This window comes from Nitratireductor sp. StC3, from assembly GCF_003015025.1.
Taxonomy (GTDB): domain Bacteria; phylum Pseudomonadota; class Alphaproteobacteria; order Rhizobiales; family Rhizobiaceae; genus Mangrovimarina; species Mangrovimarina alexandrii.
The window spans coordinates 58686-80777 of sequence record NZ_PYBP01000005.1; the positions used below are offsets into that span (position 1 = coordinate 58686).

The following is a 22092-nucleotide window of genomic DNA, read 5'->3' on the forward strand; positions in this document are numbered from 1 at the left end:
CGGCCAAGACGAGATTTCAGGCGTGGGGGCGCCGAAAAGGAAAAACGGCGCCTGGCGCCGGAGCGGCAGGGCCGCATGAGCGGCCGGCGCGCCGATCCGACGGCGTGAGGCCACGACGAAGACCAGCAGGGAGGTTGCAGCATGTCCAAAGTCATCAAGAACGGAACCATCGTCACCGCGGACCGGACATGGAAGGCGGACGTGCTGATCAAGCACGACAAGATCGTCGGCATCGGGCCGGATCTGCACGCCGACCATGAGATCGACGCCACCGGCTGCTACGTTCTGCCGGGCGGCATCGACCCGCACACCCATCTGGAAATGCCCTTCATGGGCACCTATTCGACCGACGATTTCGAGTCCGGCACGCGCGCGGCGCTGTCGGGCGGCACCACGATGGTGATCGATTTCTGCCTTTGCCAGCCCGACGGCTCGCCGCTCGACGCCATCAAGATGTGGGACAACAAGTCGACCCGCGCCTGCTGCGACTATTCCTTCCACATGGCGATCACCTGGTGGGGCGAGCAGGTGTTCAACGAAATGCCGGAAGTGGTCGAGCGCGGCATCACCTCGTTCAAGCATTTCATGGCCTATAAGGGCGCGCTGATGGTCAATGACGACGAGATGTATTCCTCGTTCAGTCGCTGCGCCGAGCTCGGCGCCCTGCCGATGGTGCATGCCGAAAACGGCGACGTGGTCGCCGCCCTGCAGCAAAAGCTGCTTGCCGAAGGCAATAACGGGCCGGAGGCGCACGCCTATTCGCGCCCGCCCGAGGTCGAGGGCGAGGCGACCAACCGCGCCATCATGATCGCGGATGCGACCGGCGCGCCGCTTTACGTGGTCCATACGAGCTGCGAGCAGAGCCACGAGGCGATCCGCCGGGCGCGCCAGAAGGGCATGCGCGTCTACGGCGAGCCCTTGGTCCAGCATCTGGTGCTCGACGAGAGCGAATACGCCAATGCCGACTGGGACCACGCCGCGCGGCGGGTGATGAGCCCGCCCTTCCGCGACAAGCAGCATCAGGATTCGCTGTGGGCCGGGCTGTCGGCCGGCTCGCTGCAGGTGGTGGCCACCGACCACTGCGCCTTCACCACCGAGCAGAAACGCACCGGCATCGGCGATTTCACAAAAATCCCCAACGGCACTGGCGGGCTTGAGGACCGCTTGCCGGTCCTGTGGACCTATGGCGTTTCAACCGGCCGGCTGACGATGAACGAATTCGTCGCCGTCACCTCCACCAACCCGGCCAAGATTTTCGGCATGTATCCCAAGAAGGGGGCGATCACCGAGGGCGCCGACGCCGACATCGTGGTCTGGGATCCGGAAAAGACCAAGACGATCTCGGCCAAGACGCAGCAATCGGCGATCGATTACAACGTGTTCGAGGGGATCGAGGTCAAGGGCCTGCCGAAATACGTCTTGTCGCGCGGCGAGGTCGTCGTCGACGATTTCGAGGTCAAGGCCAAGCCCGGCCACGGTCAGTTCGTCGCGCGCGAGGCGCGCGGCCCGGTCAGCACGGCGCTGTCGCAATGGAAGGAGATCACCGCCCCGCGCAAGGTCGAGCGGTCGGGCATTCCGGCAAGCGGGGTCTAAGCGTGGCCGGCCTGTCGCCGGACGAGAGCGGATTGTCGGCGCGGGAAAAGGCGCTGAACCCGGCCTGGCGCTCGGTCGGGGCGCACGCATGAGTGTGGCGACGGCCGCAACGATCCGGATCGCCGCCGCGGCCATCGTCAACCGGCGCGCCCAGATGCTGCTGGTGCGCAAGGCCGGCACCGACATCTTCATGCAGCCCGGCGGCAAGATCGATGCCGGCGAGACGGCGTGCGATGCGCTGGTGCGCGAATTGCGGGAGGAACTGGGGCTTGAGACCAACGAGGGGGCCCTGTGCTTCCTGGGCAGGTTTTCGGCGCCGGCCGCCAACGAGCCCGGCCATGTCGTCGAGGCCGTCCTTTACCGGCTGCATCACGACGGGCCGGTCTCGGCTCAGGCCGAGATCGCCGAACTGGCCTGGTATCCCGGCGGTTTGCCACGGCGGGCGCTGCTTGCGCCGCTGACGCGCGACCACGTGATTCCGGCGGCCGGGCTGTGACGATGGTCTTGCGCGTCGCCTCGATCGCAAGCCCGCGGCGACGGTCGCGCGCTTGCGCGCTGCCTGCGTGTTCTGCGCCCGACGCAGCGGCTCCAAGGCAGCGGCTTGGCGACGGCCGGCTTGGCGTTCTATCCTCGACACAAGCGTCGCGGGGGCGGCGTATCCAAGGGAGACGGATCGATGCGCGATAGTTCCGCCGCAATCAGGCAGGAGGCCACGGCCGGCGACGGCGCGGCCTTGCCGGCGGATGCCGGGGCCGGGGCGCGAAGCGTCGTCGAGGCCAAGGGGCTCGGCCTGACCTTCCAGACCGGAGACGGGCCGGTGCGGGCGCTGGCCGATGTCGATCTTTCGATCGGCAGGGGCGAATTCGTGTCCTTCATCGGGCCGTCCGGCTGCGGCAAGACGACGTTTCTGCGCGTCATCGCCGATCTCGAACAGCCGACCGCCGGTTCGATCACCGTCAACGGCATGACGCCGCAGGAGGCGCGGCGCCGGCGCGCCTACGGTTATGTCTTCCAGGCGCCGGCGCTTTATCCCTGGCGCACGATCGAGAAGAACGTCGCGCTGCCGCTGGAAATCATGGGTATCGCGCGCGCCGAGCAGCGGCAGCGCATCGCGCGCGTCTTGGAACTGGTCGACCTGAAGGGGTTCGGCAACAAATTTCCGTGGCAGCTTTCCGGCGGCATGCAGCAGCGCGCCTCGATCGCGCGCGCGCTCGCCTTCGACGCCGATCTGTTGCTGATGGACGAGCCGTTCGGCGCGCTGGACGAGATCGTGCGCGACCATCTGAACGAGCAATTGCTGAAATTGTGGGAACGCACGACCAAGACGATCTGCTTCGTCACCCATTCGATTCCGGAGGCGGTCTATCTGTCGACCAAGATCGTGGTGATGTCGCCCAGGCCGGGACGGGTGACCGACATTATCGATTCGACCCTGCCCAAGGAGCGGCCGCTCGACATTCGCGAAAGCCCGGAGTTTTTGAAGATCGCCCATCGCGTGCGCGGGGGGCTGCGGGCGGGGCACAGCTATGAATGAGGCCAGGGCGATGGCCGCCACGGCCGGCCGCGGCCCAGGAAAGCCGCACGGAGGCGGGTGATGGCCGCGCTCGATCCCGCAGCGAACGTGCCGACGGCAAGGCCCACGCTGGGCGCGCGCCTCGTCGCCGGCAAGACGTTTCCCATTCTCACCGTCGTCGTTGCGCTCGTGGCGCTGTGGTACGCCTTCGCGGTCTATCTGAACGCGCCGTGGCAGCTCGACCGCTACGCCAAGGCCGAGCGGGAATGGACGGCCGGCGAGCTTGTCCGCGACACGCTCAACCAGGAACGGCCGGTGCTGCCGAGCCCGCACCAGGTGGTGGCCGAAATCTGGAAGACGACGGTCGATGTGCGCCCGACATCCAAGCGCAGCTTGGTCTATCACGGCTGGGTCACGCTGTCTTCGACCCTGCTCGGCTTCGCCATCGGCACCGTGCTCGGCATTCTGCTCGCCGTCGGCATCGTTCACAACCGGGCCATGGACAAGTCCGTCATGCCGTGGGTGATCGCCTCGCAGACGATCCCCATCCTGGCGATCGCCCCGATGATCATCGTGGTTTTGAACGCGATCGGCCTGTCGGGCATCCTGCCCAAGGCGCTGATCTCGACCTATTTGTCGTTTTTCCCGGTCGTGGTCGGCATGGTCAAGGGACTGCGCAGCCCCGAAGCGATCCAGCTCGACCTGATGCGCACCTATTCGGCCGGCGCCGGCCAGGTGTTCTGGAAACTGAGATGGCCGAGCGCGCTGCCTTACCTGTTTACCTCGATGAAGGTCGCGGTCGCCATCAGCCTGGTCGGCGCGATCGTCGGCGAACTGCCGACCGGCGCGGTGGCGGGTCTGGGCGCGCGGCTTCTGGCCGGCTCCTATTACGGCCAGACGGTGCAGATCTGGGCGGCGCTGTTTGCCGCGGCCGCGATCGCGGCGGTCTTGGTGATGGCGGTCGGTTTCGCGCACGGCCTGGTCTTGAAGCGCATGGGGATGGCGCGATGAGTGTGTTCCTGCTCGCCGTCCTGTTCTGGCTCGCGGCCTGGGCCTTTAACGAATGGCTGGTGCGCCGGCAGCCGGAAAGCCGCACCCAGGCGCGGCTGATCGGTATCGCCGTGCCGCTGATCTTCGGCGTGACCCTCCTGGTGCTATGGGAAGGCGCGGTGCGCGGCTTCGAGGTTCCCTTCGTGCTGCTGCCGCCGCCGTCGGCGATCTGGGAACGGCTGATCAATTCGCTGCCGATCCTGTGGGCCGATTTCCGCCAGACCTTTTTGAAGGCGGTGCTGGCCGGCTACGTGCTGGGATGCGGATCGGGCTTCCTGGTCGCGATCCTGATCGACCGCTCGCCGTTTTTGCAGCGCGGGCTGTTGCCGCTCGGCAATTTCGTCTCGGCGCTGCCGGTGATCGGCGTGGCGCCGATCATGGTGATGTGGTTCGGTTTCGACTGGCCGTCGAAGGCGGCGGTCGTCATCATCATGACCTTCTTTCCGATGCTGGTGAACACGGTCCAGGGGCTGACCGCGGCGACGGCAATGGAACGCGACCTGATGCGCACCTATGCGGCCGGCTACTGGCAGACCTTGTTCAAGCTGCGCCTGCCGGCCGCCGGACCGTTCATCTTCAACGCGCTCAAGATCAACTCGACGCTGGCGCTGATCGGCGCGATCGTGGCGGAGTTTTTCGGCACGCCGATCGTCGGCATGGGGTTTCGCATCTCCACCGAGGTCGGGCGGATGAACATCGACATGGTCTGGGCCGAAATCGCGGTTGCAGCGCTGGCGGGTTCTGTCTTTTATGGTGTGGTCGCGCTCGTGGAACGGGCCGCCACGTTTTGGCATCCGTCTATCCGTGCGGGATAGGCATTACTTCAACCACAGAGGGAACGGCACAATGAAAAAATTGATGACTGCCATGCTGGCCGGGGCGATGTCCTTCGCCGCCGCCCAGGCGCTCGCCGCCGACAAGCTGACATTGCAGCTCAAATGGGTCACGCAGGCCCAGTTCGCCGGCTATTACGTCGCCCAGGACAAGGGCTTTTACGAGGAGGAAAACCTCGACGTCGAGATCAAGCCGGGCGGGCCGGACATCGCGCCGCCGCAGGTTCTGGCCGGCGGGGGAGCCGACGTCATCATCGACTGGATGCCGGCAGCGCTCGCCACGCGCGAAAAGGGCGTGCCCCTGGTCAACGTCGCCCAGCCGTTCAAATCGTCGGGCATGATGCTGGTGTGCCGCAAGGAGACCGGAATCGAAAGCCCGGAGGATTTCAAGGGCAAGACGCTCGGCGTGTGGTTCTTCGGCAACGAATATCCGTTCCTGTCGTGGATGAGCCATCTCGGCCTGCCCACCGATGGCGGCGAGGAGGGCGTGACGGTGCTCAAGCAGGGCTTCAACGTCGACCCGCTGATCCAGAAGCAGGCCGACTGCATCTCGACCATGACCTACAACGAATATTGGCAGGTGATCGACGCCGGCTTCGAACCCGACGATCTGGTGGTGTTCAAATATGAGGACCAGGGGGTCGCCACGCTCGAGGACGGCATCTACGTGCTCGAGGACAGCCTCGAGAACAGGGATTTCGTCGACCGGCTGGCCCGCTTCGTGCGCGCCTCGATGAAAGGCTGGAAATGGGCCGAGGAGAACCCGGACGAGGCGGCGATGATCGTGCTCGATAACGACGCCACCGGCGCCCAGACCGAAAAGCACCAGAAGCGGATGATGGGCGAGGTCGCCAAGCTGACGGCCGGCTCCAACGGGGCGCTCGACCCGGCCGACTACGAGCGTACCGTCAAGACGCTGCTGGAGGGCGGTTCCGACCCCGTCATCACCAAGGAGCCCGAAGGCGCCTGGACGCATGTGGTCACCGACAAGGCGCTGCAGTAGCAAAACGGCCTGACACCGGCGGGAAAGGGGCGGGCGACCGCCCCTTTTTCGTGGGGCAGCGCCGCCGCCGATCTTGTGCAGGAAGGGCCCGTTATGCGCACGCATGGGGCGAAACCGGCCGGCCGAGATGCTAGGCTGCGGACCGAGTCCATCTGGAGTGAGCCTCATGACCGCGCCGCGCCCCTACAAGACCCATATCGGCAACCATCGCCTCCATCCCGAAACGCTGATGCTGTCCTACGGCTTCGATCCGGTCCTGTCGGAGGGCGCGGTCAAGCCGCCCGTCTTCCTGACCTCGACCTTCGTGTTCAACAGCGCGGAGGAGGGGCGCGACTTTTTCGACTACGTCGCCGGCCGCAAGGAGCCGCCGGAGGGTTCGGCCGCCGGACTGGTCTATTCGCGCTTCAACCATCCCAACAGCGAGATCGTCGAGGACCGGCTGGCGGTCTATGAAGGGGCGGAGGCCTGTATCCTGTTTTCGTCCGGCATGTCGGCGATCGCCACCACGCTTCTGGCGATCGCGCGGCCGGGCGACGTGATCCTGCATTCGCAACCGCTTTATGGCGGTACCGAGACGCTGTTGGCGCGCACGCTGGCCGATTTCGGCATCCAGTCGGTCGGGTTTTCCGACGGCGTCGACGACAAGGCGGTGCGCGCGGCGGCCGATGCCGCGCTGGCCAAAGGCCGGGTTTCGGCGATCTTCATCGAGACGCCGTCCAATCCGCTCAACACGCTGATCGACATGGGACTGATCGCGCGGGTCGCCGACGAGATCGCGGCGCGGCAGAACGGTCTTCGGCCGGTGATCGCCTGCGACAACACGCTGCTCGGTCCGGTGTTCCAGCGTCCGCTCGACCACGGCATCGACATCTCGGTCTATTCGCTGACCAAATATGTCGGCGGGCACTCGGACCTGATCGCGGGTGCCGTGCTCGGCTCCAAGGCGGTGATGAAACCGATCAAGGCGCTGCGCGGGGCGATCGGCACCCAGCTCGACCCGCATTCGTGCTGGATGCTGGGCCGCTCGCTGGAGACGCTGACGATCCGCATGGAAAAGGCCAACACCAATGCGCATGTCGTGGCCGAATTCCTGCGCGACCACGCCAAGGTCGAAAAGGTGCACTATCCGCCGTTCTTCGGTGCCGACACACCGGCCGGGCGCTGCTTCGCGGCCCAGTGCACGGGCGCCGGCTCGACATTTTCCTTCGACATTCGCGGCGGCGAGGCGGCGGCTTTCGCCTTCCTGAACGCGCTGCAGATCTTCAAGCTGGCGGTCAGCCTGGGCGGAACGGAATCGCTGGCCAGCCATCCCGCCGCCATGACCCATTCGGGCGTGCCTTTGGAGATCCGCAACCGGATCGGCGTGCTCGACACCACCATCCGCCTGTCGATCGGCGTGGAGAACGCCGACGATCTGGTCGCCGATCTGGCCCAGGCGCTGGCGGTGGTGTGAGGCCGGGGGCGGGGCCGGCGCGCGGTCAGAATTTCAGCCGCGCGCGCTCGCGTTCGCGAAAGGCGCCGGGCGTCATGCCGGTCTGCTTGCGGAAGAAGCGGCTGAAATAGGCCGGGTCGGAAAAGCCGAGCGACAGGGCGATCGACTGCGCGGGCAAAAAGGTGAAGACCAGATCGCGCCTGGCCTCCTCGACGAGGCGCAGGGTGAGAAGCTGGCTGACGCTGCGGCCGGTGGCACGCTGCGCGATCCGGTTTAGCTGCGCGGCCGAAACGCCCAGCCGGTCCGCGTAGAAGCCGACCGGCCGGTGCTCGCGGAAATGCGCGCCGATCAGCGCGCCGAGCGCTTCCACGCGGCCGCGGTCGAGGCCGTCCGGCGGCGGGGCTTGACCGGCATGTGTCGCGCCGGCGCGGGCGAGTTCGATCAGCGCCGCCGTCACCAGCGCGTCGAGCATGGTCCAGCGCCCGAGCGCGTGGCCGGCAAGTTCGGCGGCGATGCGCGACAGGGCGTCGACGGCGCGCGGGGCGCCGGTGTCGGCGTCGAGCAGAAGGCGCGGGTCGCGGGCGAAGGCGGCGATGTTGCGGTCGGCGGCGGTCAGCCGGTCGAGCCGGTCGCGCAGCACGGTGACGACCAGGCCGCAAATGTCGGGGGAAAAGCGGAAACCGTGCACGGCGCCGGGCGGGACGAAGATCGCCGCCGGCGCCTCGAACGGGCGATAGGCGCGGTTCATCAGCGCTTCGCCGTTGCCGTTGGAAATGTACAATATCTGAAAGAAGGCGGCATGGCGATGCGGGCGAATCTCCCAGTCGTGCAGCCGGCTCCGCTCCGGGATGGACTCGCAGTGAAGCCAGAAATCGGCGCTTTCGGCGTGTTTGTCGCCATAGAGCTGATAGGTGGGGACGTGTCGGGTCATGTCGGGTTGTTCTCAGTCATGCGCGAATTGTGCAAGATGTTGCGCCGCGTGTCCATTGAGGCGCGACAGGTCCAAGGTCCAGTGTGGCATGAAAGCGGAATGTGGGAGATTTCATGCGCACCCAGGTGGCGATCATCGGGTCGGGGCCCTCGGGCCTCTTGCTCGGACAGCTTCTGACCAATGCCGGGATCGACAACGTCATCCTCGAGCGCGCGACAAAGGCGCATGTGCTGGAGCGCATCCGCGCCGGCGTGCTGGAGGAGGGCATGTGCGCGCTTCTGGACGAGGCGGGGGCGGGCGCGCGCATGCGCGCCGAGGGGCTGGCGCATGAAGGCATCGACCTGGCCTTCGACGGCAGGCGTCACCGCATCGACCTTGCGGATCTGACCGGCGGCAAGAGGGTGATGGTCTACGGCCAGACCGAGGTCACGCAGGACCTGATGGACAAGCGCGAACAGAGCGGCGGCGTCAGCGTCTACGAGGCCGCCAACGTCGCATTGCACGATTTCGACGGCGCCAGTCCGTCCGTCACCTTCGACAAGGACGGCGTGACGCAGCGTCTTAACTGCGATTTCATTGCCGGCTGCGACGGCTATCACGGCGCGGCGCGCAAGTCGGCGCCCGCGGCGGTGCTGAAGACCTATGAGCGGGTCTATCCGTTCGGCTGGCTCGGCATCATCGCCGAGGTGGCGCCGGTCAATCACGAACTGATCTATGCCAACCATCCGCGCGGCTTCGCGCTGTGTTCGATGCGCTCGACGACGCGCAGCCGCTATTACGTCCAGGTGCCGCTCGACGAAAAGATCGAGGACTGGCCCGACGACCGGTTCTGGGACGAGATCCGGCGGCGCCTGCCGGCGGCGACGGCGGAGCAGGTGACCACCGGGCCGTCGGTGGAAAAATCGATCGCGCCGCTGCGCTCCTTCGTCGCCGAGCCGCTACGTTTCGGACGCTTGTTCCTGGTCGGCGATGCCGGTCACATCGTGCCGCCGACCGGCGCCAAGGGGCTGAACCTGGCGGCGAGCGACGTGCGCTATCTGTTCGACGCGCTCGGCGAATTCTACGGCGAGCGATCGCAGGCCGGTCTCGACGCCTATTCGCAACGCGCGCTGAACCGGATCTGGAAGGCGGAGCGGTTTTCCTGGTGGATGACGACGCTGATGCATCGTTTCCCCGATACCGGCGCCTTCGGCCAGAAGATCCAGGAGGCGGAACTCGATTATCTGGTGCACTCGCGCGCCGCGTCGACCTCGCTGGCCGAAAACTATGTCGGCCTGCCTTACTGAGAGGCGCGCAGCGCGGCGGTGGCGGCGCGGAGCGCCCGGCCGAAGGCGTCGAGTAGCGGCGGGCGGTCCTGGTCGGCGCGCAGGGTGAGGCCGACGGCGCCGCGGGTTTCGGCCGTGTCGACCGGCAGCGCCACGAACGCGCCGGCGGCGATCTCGTCGGCGACCACGCCCTCGGAGATGATCCACACCGCGTTGGTCTCGCGCAGGAAGGCGCGGCCGAAGGAATCCGACACGCTTTCGATCCGCCGTTCCGGCTCGGGCAGGGCAAGCGCGATCAGCAGGCGTTCGACATACGGGCGGATGACGGAGCCGGGTGTCGGCATGATGACGGGGTAGGCGGCGATGGCGGCGGGCGCGAAGGCGTGCGTGTCGGCAAGCGGGTGGCCGCGGCGGACGACGAAGCGCACCTCCTCGGAATAGAGATGCTCGAAACTCAGGCCGAACATGCGCTCGGGCGCGGCCAGCCGGCCGACGACGACGTCGAGCTCGCCGCGCGCGAGCCGGTCGAGCAGCACCGTGTTCTCGCCGGTCACGATCGTCAACAGCGCGCCGGTGTCGGCGAGGAAGCCGGCGGCCACCTTGGGCATGATGCGCGCCGACACGGTCGGCAGCGCGCCGATCCGCAGCGCGGCCCGGCCGCTGCCCGCCAGCTCCTGCACGGCGTCGACGCCGCGGCGCAGCGCCGCCAGGCTGGCGGCGGCATGGCGGCAAAATTCCTCTCCGGCCGGCGTCAGGCGGATGCCGCGCCCCTCGCGCGCCAGCAGCGGCCGGTCGAGCGCGGCCTCCAGTTCGCGCAGCGTGCGGGTGGCGGCCGGCTGCGACAGGCCGAGCGCCGCCGCCGCCTTGCCGACGCTCATGCGCTGGGCGGTCTCGACGAAAACGGCAAGGTGGCGGGTCTTGATCTGCATCGCATTCATATCGTTATTGATATGGTAGCGGCGAAAAATAGCATTTTTCATAACCGGTTCAATCTGGTTGAGTGCGGAAAACCGACAATGGAGGCCGCATGTCCGCACATTCGCAAAAGCCGGAGCGTCACCGGCAAGGCATGGCGACGCGCCGGGCCGTGCTCGGCGATGCCCATGTCGAGCGGGCGGAGGCGCGCAAGACGCCCTTCGACGAACCGTTCCAGGATCTGATCACCGAGGCGGCATGGGGCCATGTCTGGTCGCGCCCCAACTGGACCAAGCGCGAGCGTTCGATGGTGACGCTGGCATTGCTGGCCGCGCTCGGCCATTACGACGAGGTCGCCATGCATGTGCGCGCCACCGCCAATACCGGCGCGAGCCCGGATGACATTCGCGAGGCGATGCTGCATGTGGCAATCTATGCCGGCGTGCCGGCGGCCAACCACGCCATCAAGGTGGTCAAGCAGACGCTCGACGAAATGGGCGCAAGCGCCGCCGAACAGGAGGGATGAGATGTCGAACGAACGGCCCGAGACCGGCGCGTTTTTCCAGCGCGACCGCCAGTGGCAGCCGCCGGCCTATACGCCGGGCTACAAGACCTCGGTCGTGCGCGCGCCGCAAAAGGCGCTGATCTCGCTCGACAACACGCTTTCGGAGATCACCGGGCCGGTGTTCGGCCATTCCATGCTCGGCGCGCTCGACGCCGACCTGATCCACAATTTCGCCAAGCCCGGCGAAAGTGCGATCGGGCCGCGCATCATCGTCCACGGCCGGGTGCTCGACGAGCGCGGCAAGGGCGTGGCCGGCGCGCTGGTGGAGGTGTGGCAGGCCAATGCCGGCGGGCGCTACCGCCACAAGAAGGAAAGCTATCTGGCGCCGCTCGATCCCAATTTTGGCGGCTGCGGGCGCGTGATCACCGACGCCGACGGCAATTATTGTTTTCGCACCGTCCAGCCCGGACCCTATCCGTGGCCGAACGGCGTCAACGACTGGCGGCCGGCGCATATCCATTTTTCGGTCTTCGGCCACGGGTTCGCCCAGCGGCTGATCACGCAGATGTATTTCGAGGGCGACCCGTTGATCTGGCGCTGCCCGATCGTGGCCACCATTCCCGACCGCGCGGCGGTGGAGGGGCTGGTGGCGGCGCTCGACATGCAGGCCACGATCCCGATGGATGCGCGCGCCTACAAGTTCGACATCGTGCTGCGCGGCCGCCGCTCGACGCTGTTCGAAAACCGGCTGGAGGGGAATTGATCATGGTACAGTCGCTCAATCGCCTGAAGGAAAGCGCCTCGCAGACGGCCGGCCCCTACGTCCATATCGGGCTGACGCCGAATTTCTCCGGCATCAAAGGCGTCTTCGCCGACGATCTCGGCGCCGCGATGGTCAACGACAAGACAAAGGGCGAGCGCATCACCGTGCGCGCCCGGGTGATCGACGGCACCGGCACGCCGCTCAAGGACGCGCTGATCGAGATCTGGCAGGCCGACGCGGCCGGGCTCTACAATTCGCCCTCGGAGCCGCGCGGCGCCGCCGATCCGAATTTTTCGGGCTGGGGCCGGCTCGCTTCGGACATGGAAAGCGGCCTGTTCGAGTTTTCCACCATCAAGCCGGGCCGCGTCCCGTTCAAGGACGGCCGGCTGATGGCGCCGCACATCACCTTCTGGATCGTGGCGCGCGGCATCAATCTCGGCCTGCATACCAGGATGTATTTCGCCGACGAGCAAGAGGCCAATGCGCAGGACCCGCTGCTTCAGCGCATCGAGCACAAGAACCGGGTGCCGACCCTGATTGCGCCGCGCGACGGCGACGTCTACACCTTCGACATCCATCTCCAGGGCGAGAAGGAAACGATCTTCCTCGATATCTGAGCCGCATGTCATCGTGAGCGTTTTTCCCTTCGAGCATCCTTTCCTGTCCGGCCTGACCGGCGACCGGGAGATCGCCGCGCTGTTTTCGGTCGAGGCCGAGATGGCGGCGATGCTCGCCTTCGAGGCGGGGCTGGCGGCGGCGGAGGGGGCGGAAGGTGTCGTTCCGGCCGGTGCGGCTGCCGAAATCGAGAGTCGCATCAAGACGTTCCGGCCCGACCTTGAGGCTTTGAATCAGGCGACGGCGCGCGACGGCGTCGTCGTGCCGGAGCTCGTGCGCCAGCTTCGCGCCGCGGTCGGCGAGCCGCATGCGAAATACGTTCATTTCGGCGCGACCAGCCAGGACGTGATCGACACCGGCCTGGCGCTGCGGCTGGCCGGCGCGTTCGACATTTTCGGCGCCCGGCTCGACGCGTTGGCCGTCGCGCTGGACGCGCTCGCCGTGCGCGACGGCGCGGTCGAGGTGATGGCGCATACCCGCATGCAGGCCGCGATCCCGGTGCCGGCTTCACGCAAGATCGAAAGCTGGCGCGCGCCGCTTCTCAGGCATCGCGCGGCGATGGCCGGGGTGAGAGAGGGTGTGTGCGTGCTGCATTTCGGCGGGGCGGCCGGCACGCGCGACAAGCTCGGCGCGGCCGGCGCGGCGGTGGCGCGGCGGCTGGCCGTCGGGCTCGACCTGACGGTACCGGACACGGTGCGCCACGCCGAGCGCGACGGCATTGCCGGCCTGGCCGCCTGGCTGTCGCTGGTGACCGGCACGCTCGGCAAGATGGGCCAGGACATCGCGCTCGCCGCGCAGAGCGAAATCGGCGAGATCCGGCTTGCCAGCGGCGGCGGGTCGTCGGCGATGCCGCACAAGGTCAATCCGGTCGGCGCCGAATTGTTGGTCGCCCTGGCGCGCTTCAACGCCACGCTCTTGTCCGGCATGCACCAGGCGCTGGTGCACGAAAACGAGCGTTCGGGCGCGGCCTGGACGCTGGAATGGCTGCTCCTGCCGCAGATGGCGGTCGCCTGCGGTGCGGCGCTGCGCACGGCGCTTTCGCTGGTCGAGACGATTTCCTTCGAGGGGCCGTCGGGGTGAGCGCGCGTGCGCTGATCGTCTATTGCGGGCTGTTGATGTCCGTCTCCGCCTTCGCCGTCGACATCACGCTGCCGTCCTTCGGCGCCATGGTCGACGCGCTCGACACGCGCTACGCGCTGGTCCAGTGGACCATCACCTTCTACATGGTCGCCGCCGCCTTCGGGCAATTGCTGTGGGGCTCGGCATCGGACCGCTACGGGCGCCGACCAGTGCTGGCGGCGGGCCTGTCGCTGTTCGTCGCCGGCTGCGCGGTCGCGGCGCTGGCGCCGTCGATCACGGTGCTTCTCGGCGCACGCGCGGTGCAAGGCTTTGGCGCGGCGGCGGCGATCGTGTCGTCGCGGGCCATCATCCGCGATCTCTATTCGGGCGCCGATCTGGCGCGCAATCTGGCGTTTGCCACCGCCATCTTCGCCGTCGGGCCGATCGTCGCGCCGCTCGCCGGCGCGGGCATCGCCGCGCTGTTCGGCTGGCGGGCGATCTTTGCCGTTCTGGCGCTGTTCGGCGTGTTCTTGCTCGCCGCATTGACGCGGTTTTCCGAGACCATTCCCAAGCTCGCCCCCGACGCGCTCAGCCCGGCGACCTATCTGCGCCGCACGAGACGGCTCGTCGGCCATCCGCAGGCGCGCCATTTCCTGATCCTGTCGGCGGTGGTGATGGCGACCATGCTGTTGATCCTGGCATCCGCGCCACGGGTCTATGAGAGCGAATTCGGCATTACCGGCGGGCTTTTCGCGCTCTATTTCGCCCTGCATGGTACCGGCATCGTCATCGGTCAGATGGTCAATCGCCGGCTGATCGCCGTGGCCGGCATCGTGCCGGCGATGCTGGTCGGCAACGCGGTGCTGATATTGTCGGCGACCTTGATCCTGGCGACGGCTTTGGCAGGCCTGCTGACGCCTTGGCTGCTGGCCGCGTTTTTCGTGTTGTTCGCAACCAGCTATCTGGTGGTCTATTCCAATGCGGCGGCGATGGTGCTCGACCCGCATGGCGACATCGCCGGCTTTTCCGCCTCGCTCTACGGTTTTGCAAGCCAGATGGGCGGGGCGCTTTTGGTCACCGCGCTGGTGGTTGTGACCGGCGAAGGGGTTGTGGCCTTCGCCGGCACGCTGCTTGTGATCTGTCTCGCGACCATGGCGATGATCGCCTGGTGGCATTGGAGCCGGCGTTAAGGCCGGTCCGGGACCGCCTGTCGGGGCCTACATCTGGTTCATGGTCAGAAGCTCGTAGCCGGCGACCTGTTCGCCGTCCTGGTTGACGACCGTGACGTCCCAGCGCACCTCGCCATAGTCGGCGTTGCGCCGGGTCTTGGCCTTGGCGGTCAGGCGCACCTTCAGCCTGTCGCCGGGCGAGACCGGCTTCATGAAACGCAGATTGTCGAGGCCGTAATTGGCGAGCACCGGGCCGGGGGCGGGGTCGACGAACAGGCCGGCGGCAAACGACAGGATCAGGTAGCCGTGCGCCACCCGGCCGGGGAAGAACGGGTTGGCCTTGGCGGCCTCCTCGTCCATGTGGGCGTAAAAAGTGTCGCCGGTGAATTCGGCGAAATGTTCGATGTCCTCGAGCGTCACCTGGCGTTCGGCCGTCTCCAGCGTGTGGCCGATCTCCAGTTCCGGAAAGCGCAGGCGGAAGGGGTGCTTTTGCCCGGGGATCGGGGTCGCGCCCTTCACATAAATGCGGGTGATGCCGGTCAGCAGATCGGGGCTTGCCTGGAGGGCGGTGCGCTGCATGTAGTGCATGACGCCGCGAATGCCGCCCATCTCCTCGCCGCCGCCGGCCCGGCCGGGCCCGCCATGGACCAGATGCGGCAGCGGCGAGCCGTGGCCGGTCGCCTCGCGGCCGGTGTCGCGATTGGCGAAATAAAGCCGGCCGTGAAAGGCGCCCGAGGCGAGCACCACACGGCGCGCCACCGCGGGGTCGTGGGTGAACACGGAGGCGACCAGCGAGCCGGCCCCGCGATTGGCGAGCGCGGTGGCGTGGTCGAGGTCGCGATAGGCCATCACGGTCGAGACCGGGCCGAACGCCTCGACCGAATGAACCTTGTCGGCGCCGTCCGGATCGTCGCAGGCAAACAGCATCGGCGACACGAAGGCGCCGTTTTCGGCGTCCACGCCGTCGGCGAAGCCGTTTTCCGTCCCATAGACCTGACGCGCTTCGGACCCGATCAGCGCCGCCTTGTCCAGCACGTCGCGGCGCTGGGCGAGGCTGGCGAGCGCGCCCATGCGCGTCGCCTCGGCCCTGGGGTCGCCGATCACCGTCTTGGCGAGCCGCGCCGAGATCGCCTCGATCACCGCCTCGCGGTGGTCGGTCGGCACCAGGATGCGGCGGATGGCGGTGCATTTCTGCCCGGCCTTGGCCGTCATCTCGCGATGCACCTCCTTGACGAAAATGTCGAATTCGGGCGTGCCGGGCGCGGCGTCGGGGCCCAGAATGGTGGCGTTGAGCGAATCCTGCTCGGCGATGAAGCGGGTGGCGTTTTCCAGGATCGTGGGGGTCTTGCGCAGCAGGTTGGCGGTGGCGGCCGAACCGGTGAAGGAGACCACGTCCTGCGAACCGAGCCGGTCGAGAAGGTCGCCTGTGGAGCCGGCGACGAACTGCACCGCGCCGTCGGGCAAGAGGCCGGATTCGACGATCATGCGAAAGGCGGCCTCGGCGAGCCAGGCCGTGGCCGAGGCCGGCTTGACGATCGCCGGCACGCCGGCGAGCAGCGTCGGGGCGAGCTTTTCCAGCATGCCCCAGACCGGGAAATTGAAGGCGTTGATGTGCACGGCCACGCCCTGCAGCGAGGTGGCGACATGCTGGCCGACAAAGGCGCCGGTCTTGCCGAGCTGTTCCAGATTGCCGTCGACATAGATCACGTCGTCGGGCAGTTCGCGCCGGCCCTTGGAGGCGAACACGAACACCGTGCCGATGCCGCCGTCGATGTCGATCATCGAATCGGGCTTGGTGGCGCCGGTCTCGTAGGACAGTTCGTAGAGCGCGTCGCGGCGCTCGTTGAGATATTGCGCCAGCGCCTTCAGTTTCGCCGCGCGTTCGTGGAAGGTGAGGGCGCGCAGGGCCGGGCCGCCGACCGCGCGGGCGTGCTCGATCATGGCGGCGAAATCGAGCTCGGCGCCGAGTTCGGCGATCACGCGGCCGTCGACCGCGCTTTTCAGGCTGGTCAGACTGCCGGACGGGGCGACCCATTTGCCGGCGGCGAAGCTGTTGAGGGAAAGAACGGTCATGGGCGATACTCCTGGGCGAACGGGGTTGCTCGGTCGGCGTGGCGGACGGTCTTTGCCGCCCGGCTAGGCGACGCTGGCCGGTAGGCTCGAAAAGCCGCGAAAGCGCACGCGGCCGGTGCGTTTCGGCGCGCCTGAAAGCCGGTAATTCGGAAAACGCTTCAAGAACCGCGAGACGGCGATGCGGCCCTCCATGCGGGCGAGCGAGAACCCGGCGCACAGATGCGGCCCCTGCGCGAAGGCGAGATGGCGATTGGGCTTGCGGGCGAGGTCGAGCCGGTCGGGGTCCTCGAACTGGCGCGGGTCGCGATTGGCCGCGCCGATCGCCAGGTGGATGCGCGTGCCGGGCGCGATCGTCTCGCCATGGAATTCGCATTCGGCCAGCGTCATGCGGTTGCCGAGCTGGTTCGGGCTCTGGAAGCGCAGGAACTCGTCGACGGCGGTGTCGATCAGGTCGGGATTGTCGATCAGCCTTTGGCGCTCGTCCGGCCATTGGGCGAGTTCGTGGAACGCGTTGCCGATCAGGTTGGTCGTGGTCTCGTGACCGGCATTCAGGATGAAGATGCAGTTCTGCAGCAGCTCGGTGTCGGACAGCAGCTCGCCGTCATTGCCGTCGATCAGCCGGGTCAGCACGTCGGTCGCCGGATCGCCGGGGCTCGCCCTGCGCTCGGCGGCAAGCCCGGCCAGATAGGTCTTGAAGGCGGTGACGGCCTGGTTGCCGCGCGCCTTGTCGGCCTCGCTCAACACCGGCTCCAGCGCGCCGAGGATCGCCAGCGACCAGTCGCGCAGCGGCCCGCGCTCGTCGTGCGGCATGACGAAGAGATTGCCGATCACCTCGATCGGGATGGCGGCGGCGAAATCCTCGATCAGGTCGGCCTCGCCCTTGTCGGCGATGCGCTCGATGAGCCCGTCGACCAGCGCGATCAGGCCGGGCTCCATCGCCGCGATCGCCCTGGGGGTCAGCGCGCCGACCATGATCTTGCGCACGCGCGTGTGCAGCGGCGGGTCGTTGAAGACCAGGCTGGTGGTGTGATGCTCGTAAAGCGGCGTGTCGCCGAATTTCGGCAGGAACTCGACCTTCTTGTCGGAGGAGAAGGTTTTGGTGTCGCGATAGACCCGGTCGAGATCGGCGTAGCGCGACAGCATCACCGACCCGTCGGCAAAGTGCTTGAGCGGCATGTGCTCCAGCAGCGCGTGGTAGACCGGGAACGGGTTTTCGGCAAAGCCCGGCGGCAGGGCGTTGATGTCGAACGCCTCGGCGAGCGCGCGTGTCGGCTCCATCGCGTCGTGTCCTCCCGTCCTGCGCGGCGGGCCCGCAGAGGGCCGCCCGAGTATTATTGACCGACTGGCCGGTTTATGCAAGTCTTGCGTCCGACGTGAGATGGGATCGCGCGGGGAGGGTTGCGGATGGCGTTGTCGGCGGAAGAGATCGCGCGCAGGTCGGCGGCGGCGATGTGGGCGCGCGACGATGCGTCGAAATGGCTGGGCGCCAGCCTCGACGCGGTCGGGCCGGGAACGGCGCGCCTGTCGATGACGGTCGAAAAGCACCACACCAACGGTCACGACATCTGCCACGGCGGCTACATCTTCACGCTGGCGGATTCGGCCTTCGCCTTTGCCTGCAATTCCTACAACACGCTCGTGGTCGCGCAGCACAATGCGATCACCTTCATCGCGCCCGGCCGGCTCGGCGACCGGCTGGTGGCGGACGCGCGCGAGGTCGCCCGGTTCGGCCGCTCCGGCATTTACGACGTGCGGGTGAGCAATCAGGCCGGCGCGCTGATCGCCGAGTTTCGCGGCAATTCGCGCGTCATCGAAGGCCGGCATTTCGACGAGGACAACGCCTGAGGCTGCGGCCTTGCAGGCGGCCGTGGAGGAGCACCATGAAGGACCTGACCCCGAACAAGGCCGATCTTGACCCGATCGAGATCGCCTCGCGCGACGAGATATCGGCGCTGCAGCTAGAGCGGCTGAAATGGTCGCTGAAACATGCCTACGACAACGTCGCCTTCTACCGGAAGAGCTTTGATGCCGCCGGCGTCCATCCCGACGACCTGAAAACCCTGTCCGATCTGGCAAAATTCCCGTTCACGGTGAAGACCGACCTGCGCGACAATTATCCGTTCGGCCTGTTCGCCGTGCCGCGCGACAAGGTGGCGCGCATTCACGCCTCGTCGGGCACGACCGGCAAGCCGACGGTGGTGGGCTACACGGCCAACGACATCGACGTGTGGGCGACCTGCGTGGCGCGCTCGATGCGCGCGTCGGGCACGCGGCCGGGCGATATCGTGCATGTCGCCTATGGCTACGGGCTGTTCACCGGCGGGCTCGGCGCGCATTACGGCGCCGAAAAGCTCGGCTGCACGGTGGTGCCGGTCTCCGGCGGCATGACCACCAGGCAGGTGACCTTGATCGAGGATTTCCGCGCCTCGACCATCATGGTCACGCCGTCCTACATGCTGTCGATCCTCGACGAATATCGCGCCCAGGGGCTCGACCCGCGCGAAAGCCCGCTTCAGGTCGGGATTTTCGGTGCCGAGCCGTGGACCAACGCGATGCGCACGGAGATCGAGGCCGCCTTCGACATGCATGCCGTCGACATTTACGGCCTGTCGGAGGTGATGGGGCCGGGGGTCGCCAATGAATGCGTGGAGACCAAGGACGGGCTGCATATCTGGGAGGATCATTTCTATCCCGAGATCATCGACCCGGCGACGGGCGAACCGGTCGCCGACGGCGAGAAGGGCGAACTCGTCTTCACCTCGTTGTCGAAGGAGGCGTTTCCGATCATCCGCTACCGCACGCGCGACCTGACCCGGCTTCTGGCCGGCACGGCGCGCTCCATGCGGCGGATGGAAAAGATCACCGGCCGCTCCGACGACATGATGATCCTGCGCGGCGTGAACGTGTTCCCGACCCAGATCGAGGAGCAGATCCTCAAGGTCGACGAGCTGGCGCCGCATTTCCAGGTCGAGCTGTCGCGCCACGGGCGCATGGACGAGATGACGGTCAATGTCGAGGCGTTGCCCGACCATGCCGACAATGCCGAGCGCGCCGGCGCCGCCGCCGAGCTCGCCCGGCGCATCAAGCAGGTGATCGGCATCACGGTCCGCATCAACGTCACCGAGCCCGGCGGCGTCGCCCGCAGCCAGGGCAAGGCGCAGCGCATCGTCGACAACCGGCCGAAGGCATAATGGCCCGCACCCGCGCCAAGGACTATGACGACAAGCGCCAGGCGCTGCTGCACCAGGCGGCGCTGACCTTCGCGCGCGACGGTTACGACCGCGCCTCGATGGCCTCGCTGGCGGCCGATTGCGGCGTGTCGAAGGCGCTGCTTTATCACTATTACGCCTCCAAGGAGGCGTTGCTGTTCGACATCATCAACACCCATCTGGAGGCGCTGGTCGATGCCGTCGAGGCGGCCGACCGGCCGCTTGCCGAACCGCGTCAGCGGCTCGAGGCGCTGGTCGGCGCGTTGCTGGAGGCCTATCGCGACGCCGATGCCGAGCACAAGGTGCAGCTCAACGCTCTGCAGCTCCTGCCGGACGACGAACAGCGGCAGTTGAAGGCGCTCGAGCGCCAGCTCGTCGAGCGTTTCGCCGAAGCGATCGGGGCGCTGCGGCCGGAACTCTTCGCCGGCGCACCGCTGCTCAAGCCGGTGACGATGAGCCTGTTCGGCATGCTCAACTGGTTTTATATGTGGCACCGCGAGGGCGGGCCGGTCAGCCGCGGCGACTACGCCAAACTCGCGACGGTGCTGCTGGTGAGCGGCGTCGAGGGCCTGTGACGCATTCCCGGCCGCGGGCGGGACAGCCCGTCTTTGACGCCGGTCAGTTTTCGTTCCAGTAATTATTGGCCCGCGCGACGGTCTGGAAATTGGTCGCCACGACCTGCGAGGCCATGGTCAGGCTGTCGGCGTCGTTGGCGTAGTCCGGCCGCAGGCGATCGCGCACCTCGTCGTCGGGCTGGGTCTTCTTCACCGCCATGCGGCTGAGCTTGATCGCGAGATCGAAGCCTTCTTCGGGGGTTGCGGTTTTCAGCGACGGCAGCCAGCTCATGCGAAATCTCCTCGGCGTTGATCAGATGATGTATTTGATGGCGATCCACATGCCGATCGCGGTCCAGAAGCACATATTGACGAAGGAGCGCAAAATGCCGCCATCCTCCTCGATATTGATGCCGATCCAGCGCAGAACGAGGGTGCCGGGGAGCAGGATCACCTGGGCGACGGCGGAAAGAAACCTCATCATGACTGCCTCGTTGAGCGCGTTTCGGGTGGCGAAGCGGAATCGGGCCGTAAAACATTCATATTGTTTATATCTTTTAATAGCAGCCTCCGCCGCCGTTTGCAACGGGTGAAATCGGGCGGCGGATCGCGGCTGCGCGCGCGCCGCCGGCCGCGCGCGTTGTCGCGGCTGGTCCGGGTCGGCCCGTGGCCAAGCGGCTTGCCAAATCCGCGGCGGGCATGCCATCTGCCTGCCATGGATGCGAGCGACATGTGCGCCGGCGAAGCGCTTGAGGGGATGATCGACACCCTGCACGCGCGGGGGCGTTTGCGGGTCTGGTCCCTGATCGTGACCGTGTTCGGCGACGCCATCGTGCCGCGCGGCGGCCGCGTCGCGCTGTCGGTGCTGCAGGAGCTGATGGCGCGGCTGAGAATCGAGACCGGGGCGGTGCGCACGGCGATGTCGCGGCTTGCCGCCGATTGCTGGCTCGAGCGCGAGCGCGACGGGCGCAATTCCTATTACAGGCTCGCCGACGCCGGGCGCCACGCCTTCGACTTCGCCACCCGGCGCATCTACGCCGCCGGGCCGCCGGCCTGGGACGGCACCTGGTTGGTGGCGCTGGCGCCCGGTGGCGCCGGCAACGGGGTGCGCGCCGGGCGTGAGCAGGCGATGGCCGAGCTCGGCTTCGCGCAGGCCGGCGCGGGCAGTTTCGTGCGCCCTTTCGCCGACATTCCCGAACTGACCGAGGACGTTCCGCCCGGTCTGTTGGTGGTGCGCGGCGCCGCGCTGCGCGAGGCGCCGGACCTTGCCGCGCTCTGGGAGCTCGACGAACTGGCCGCGGCCTATCGCGCGCTCGGCGACAACCTGGCCCCGCTCGCCGCTGCGCTGGCGCGCGGGGCGGGGCTCGCGCCACTCGACGCCATGGCCGCGCGCGTGCTCGTCGACCATTCCTGGCGCCGCATCGTCTTGCGCGATCCCGGCCTGCCGGCCGCGCTTTTGCCGGCCGACTGGCCGGGCGAGGCGGCGCGGGCGCGGGTCAAGGCGGTCTATGCCGCGCTCGCCGGGCCGAGCGAGGCCTGGCTCGACGCATCCGGCCTGCCGGAACAGGTGGATGCGAAGAGGTTCAAGGCCCGGTTCGGCGGGATTTGAG

At 67.3% G+C, this 22092-nt stretch carries 23 protein-coding genes; 17 read left to right on the plus strand and 6 right to left on the minus strand.

The genetic code is table 11. The features are described 5' to 3' along the window. The first annotated feature begins 141 nt into the window (after nucleotides 1-141). From hydA to C7T96_RS12055, 7 genes are all read left to right on the plus strand, one after another. Entirely contained in the window at nucleotides 142-1593 is a 1452-nt protein-coding gene (hydA, locus tag C7T96_RS12025; protein WP_106571485.1) for a dihydropyrimidinase, read from the plus strand. A gap of 88 nt (nucleotides 1594-1681) precedes the next feature. After that, nucleotides 1682-2089, plus strand: coding sequence for an NUDIX domain-containing protein (locus C7T96_RS12030; RefSeq protein ID WP_106571486.1), 408 nt, complete (start codon nucleotides 1682-1684; stop codon nucleotides 2087-2089). Nucleotides 2090-2269: 180 nt separating this feature from the next. Continuing rightward, nucleotides 2270-3127, plus strand: a complete 858-nt coding sequence (locus tag C7T96_RS12035; RefSeq protein ID WP_106571487.1) for an ABC transporter ATP-binding protein — start codon at nucleotides 2270-2272, stop codon at nucleotides 3125-3127. 60 nt (nucleotides 3128-3187) lie between these two features. Further along, nucleotides 3188-4117, plus strand: coding sequence for an ABC transporter permease (locus C7T96_RS12040; RefSeq protein WP_106571488.1), 930 nt, complete (start codon nucleotides 3188-3190; stop codon nucleotides 4115-4117). Further along, nucleotides 4114-4971 carry an ABC transporter permease gene (locus tag C7T96_RS12045; RefSeq protein WP_106571489.1) on the plus strand — a complete coding sequence of 286 codons (858 nt, stop codon included), beginning with the start codon at nucleotides 4114-4116 and terminating at the stop codon, nucleotides 4969-4971. Before C7T96_RS12040 ends, C7T96_RS12045 begins: the two co-directional genes overlap by 4 nt. Nucleotides 4972-5002: 31 nt before the next feature. Beyond that, entirely contained in the window at nucleotides 5003-5992 is a 990-nt protein-coding gene (locus C7T96_RS12050; RefSeq protein ID WP_106571490.1) for an ABC transporter substrate-binding protein, read from the plus strand. A 166-nt stretch (nucleotides 5993-6158) separates the two neighbouring features. Further along, nucleotides 6159-7445, plus strand: a complete 1287-nt coding sequence (locus C7T96_RS12055) for a cystathionine gamma-synthase family protein (RefSeq protein ID WP_106571491.1) — start codon at nucleotides 6159-6161, stop codon at nucleotides 7443-7445. A 25-nt stretch (nucleotides 7446-7470) separates the two neighbouring features. Here the strand turns inward: C7T96_RS12055 and C7T96_RS12060 are convergent, their stop codons facing one another. Continuing rightward, nucleotides 7471-8355 carry a helix-turn-helix domain-containing protein gene (locus tag C7T96_RS12060; protein WP_106571492.1) on the minus strand — a complete coding sequence of 295 codons (885 nt, stop codon included), beginning with the start codon at nucleotides 8353-8355 and terminating at the stop codon, nucleotides 7471-7473. 113 nt (nucleotides 8356-8468) lie between these two features. On the opposite strand from C7T96_RS12060, the gene pobA reads away from it, so the two are divergent. Continuing rightward, nucleotides 8469-9641, plus strand: coding sequence for a 4-hydroxybenzoate 3-monooxygenase (pobA, locus tag C7T96_RS12065; protein ID WP_106571493.1), 1173 nt, complete (start codon nucleotides 8469-8471; stop codon nucleotides 9639-9641). On the opposite strand, the gene pcaQ is transcribed toward pobA, so the two are convergent. Beyond that, on the minus strand, nucleotides 9635-10558 hold the full coding sequence (pcaQ, locus tag C7T96_RS12070) for a pca operon transcription factor PcaQ (protein WP_106571821.1): 924 nt from the start codon (nucleotides 10556-10558) through the stop codon (nucleotides 9635-9637). The genes pobA and pcaQ overlap by 7 nt on opposite strands. A gap of 89 nt (nucleotides 10559-10647) precedes the next feature. On the opposite strand from pcaQ, the gene pcaC reads away from it, so the two are divergent. From pcaC to C7T96_RS12095, 5 genes are read left to right on the plus strand one after another with little or no spacing between them, the layout of a single operon-like run. Next, a complete protein-coding gene (gene pcaC, locus C7T96_RS12075) occupies nucleotides 10648-11061 on the plus strand; it encodes a 4-carboxymuconolactone decarboxylase (RefSeq protein ID WP_106571494.1) in 414 nt (137 codons plus the stop codon). Nucleotide 11062: 1 nt separating this feature from the next. Further along, nucleotides 11063-11803, plus strand: coding sequence for a protocatechuate 3,4-dioxygenase subunit beta (gene pcaH, locus C7T96_RS12080; RefSeq protein ID WP_106571495.1), 741 nt, complete (start codon nucleotides 11063-11065; stop codon nucleotides 11801-11803). 2 nt (nucleotides 11804-11805) lie between these two features. Then, a complete protein-coding gene (gene pcaG / locus C7T96_RS12085; RefSeq protein ID WP_106571496.1) occupies nucleotides 11806-12420 on the plus strand; it encodes a protocatechuate 3,4-dioxygenase subunit alpha in 615 nt (204 codons plus the stop codon). 13 nt (nucleotides 12421-12433) lie between these two features. Beyond that, nucleotides 12434-13498 (plus strand): 3-carboxy-cis,cis-muconate cycloisomerase, encoded by a 1065-nt coding sequence (locus C7T96_RS12090; RefSeq protein ID WP_106571497.1) that lies wholly within the window; start codon nucleotides 12434-12436, stop codon nucleotides 13496-13498. Then, entirely contained in the window at nucleotides 13495-14667 is a 1173-nt protein-coding gene (locus tag C7T96_RS12095) for a multidrug effflux MFS transporter (RefSeq protein ID WP_158264356.1), read from the plus strand. Before C7T96_RS12090 ends, C7T96_RS12095 begins: the two co-directional genes overlap by 4 nt. Nucleotides 14668-14694: 27 nt before the next feature. Here C7T96_RS12095 and paaZ read toward each other — a convergent pair whose 3' ends face one another. After that, nucleotides 14695-16719 (minus strand): phenylacetic acid degradation bifunctional protein PaaZ, encoded by a 2025-nt coding sequence (paaZ, locus tag C7T96_RS12100; RefSeq protein ID WP_106571499.1) that lies wholly within the window; start codon nucleotides 16717-16719, stop codon nucleotides 14695-14697. A gap of 63 nt (nucleotides 16720-16782) precedes the next feature. Beyond that, entirely contained in the window at nucleotides 16783-17997 is a 1215-nt protein-coding gene (locus C7T96_RS12105) for a cytochrome P450 (protein WP_106571500.1), read from the minus strand. Nucleotides 17998-18123: 126 nt separating this feature from the next. Between C7T96_RS12105 and paaI the strand changes: the two genes are divergently transcribed. The 3 genes from paaI to C7T96_RS12120 are packed head-to-tail and all read left to right on the plus strand — an operon-like array spanning nucleotide 18124 to nucleotide 20503. Further along, entirely contained in the window at nucleotides 18124-18564 is a 441-nt protein-coding gene (gene paaI / locus C7T96_RS12110; RefSeq protein WP_106571501.1) for a hydroxyphenylacetyl-CoA thioesterase PaaI, read from the plus strand. A gap of 35 nt (nucleotides 18565-18599) precedes the next feature. Then, nucleotides 18600-19910 (plus strand): phenylacetate--CoA ligase PaaK, encoded by a 1311-nt coding sequence (paaK, locus tag C7T96_RS12115; protein ID WP_106571502.1) that lies wholly within the window; start codon nucleotides 18600-18602, stop codon nucleotides 19908-19910. Next, nucleotides 19910-20503, plus strand: coding sequence for a TetR/AcrR family transcriptional regulator (locus C7T96_RS12120; protein ID WP_106571503.1), 594 nt, complete (start codon nucleotides 19910-19912; stop codon nucleotides 20501-20503). Before paaK ends, C7T96_RS12120 begins: the two co-directional genes overlap by 1 nt. 43 nt (nucleotides 20504-20546) lie before the next feature. On the opposite strand, the gene C7T96_RS12125 is transcribed toward C7T96_RS12120, so the two are convergent. Further along, nucleotides 20547-20774, minus strand: coding sequence for a hexameric tyrosine-coordinated heme protein (locus tag C7T96_RS12125; RefSeq protein ID WP_106571504.1), 228 nt, complete (start codon nucleotides 20772-20774; stop codon nucleotides 20547-20549). Nucleotides 20775-20795: 21 nt separating this feature from the next. Continuing rightward, nucleotides 20796-20966 (minus strand): hypothetical protein, encoded by a 171-nt coding sequence (locus C7T96_RS24050; RefSeq protein ID WP_158264357.1) that lies wholly within the window; start codon nucleotides 20964-20966, stop codon nucleotides 20796-20798. Between the two features lie 246 nt (nucleotides 20967-21212). On the opposite strand from C7T96_RS24050, the gene C7T96_RS12130 reads away from it, so the two are divergent. Then, on the plus strand, nucleotides 21213-22091 hold the full coding sequence (locus C7T96_RS12130) for a PaaX family transcriptional regulator C-terminal domain-containing protein (protein WP_245414136.1): 879 nt from the start codon (nucleotides 21213-21215) through the stop codon (nucleotides 22089-22091). Nucleotide 22092: the final 1 nt, after the last annotated feature.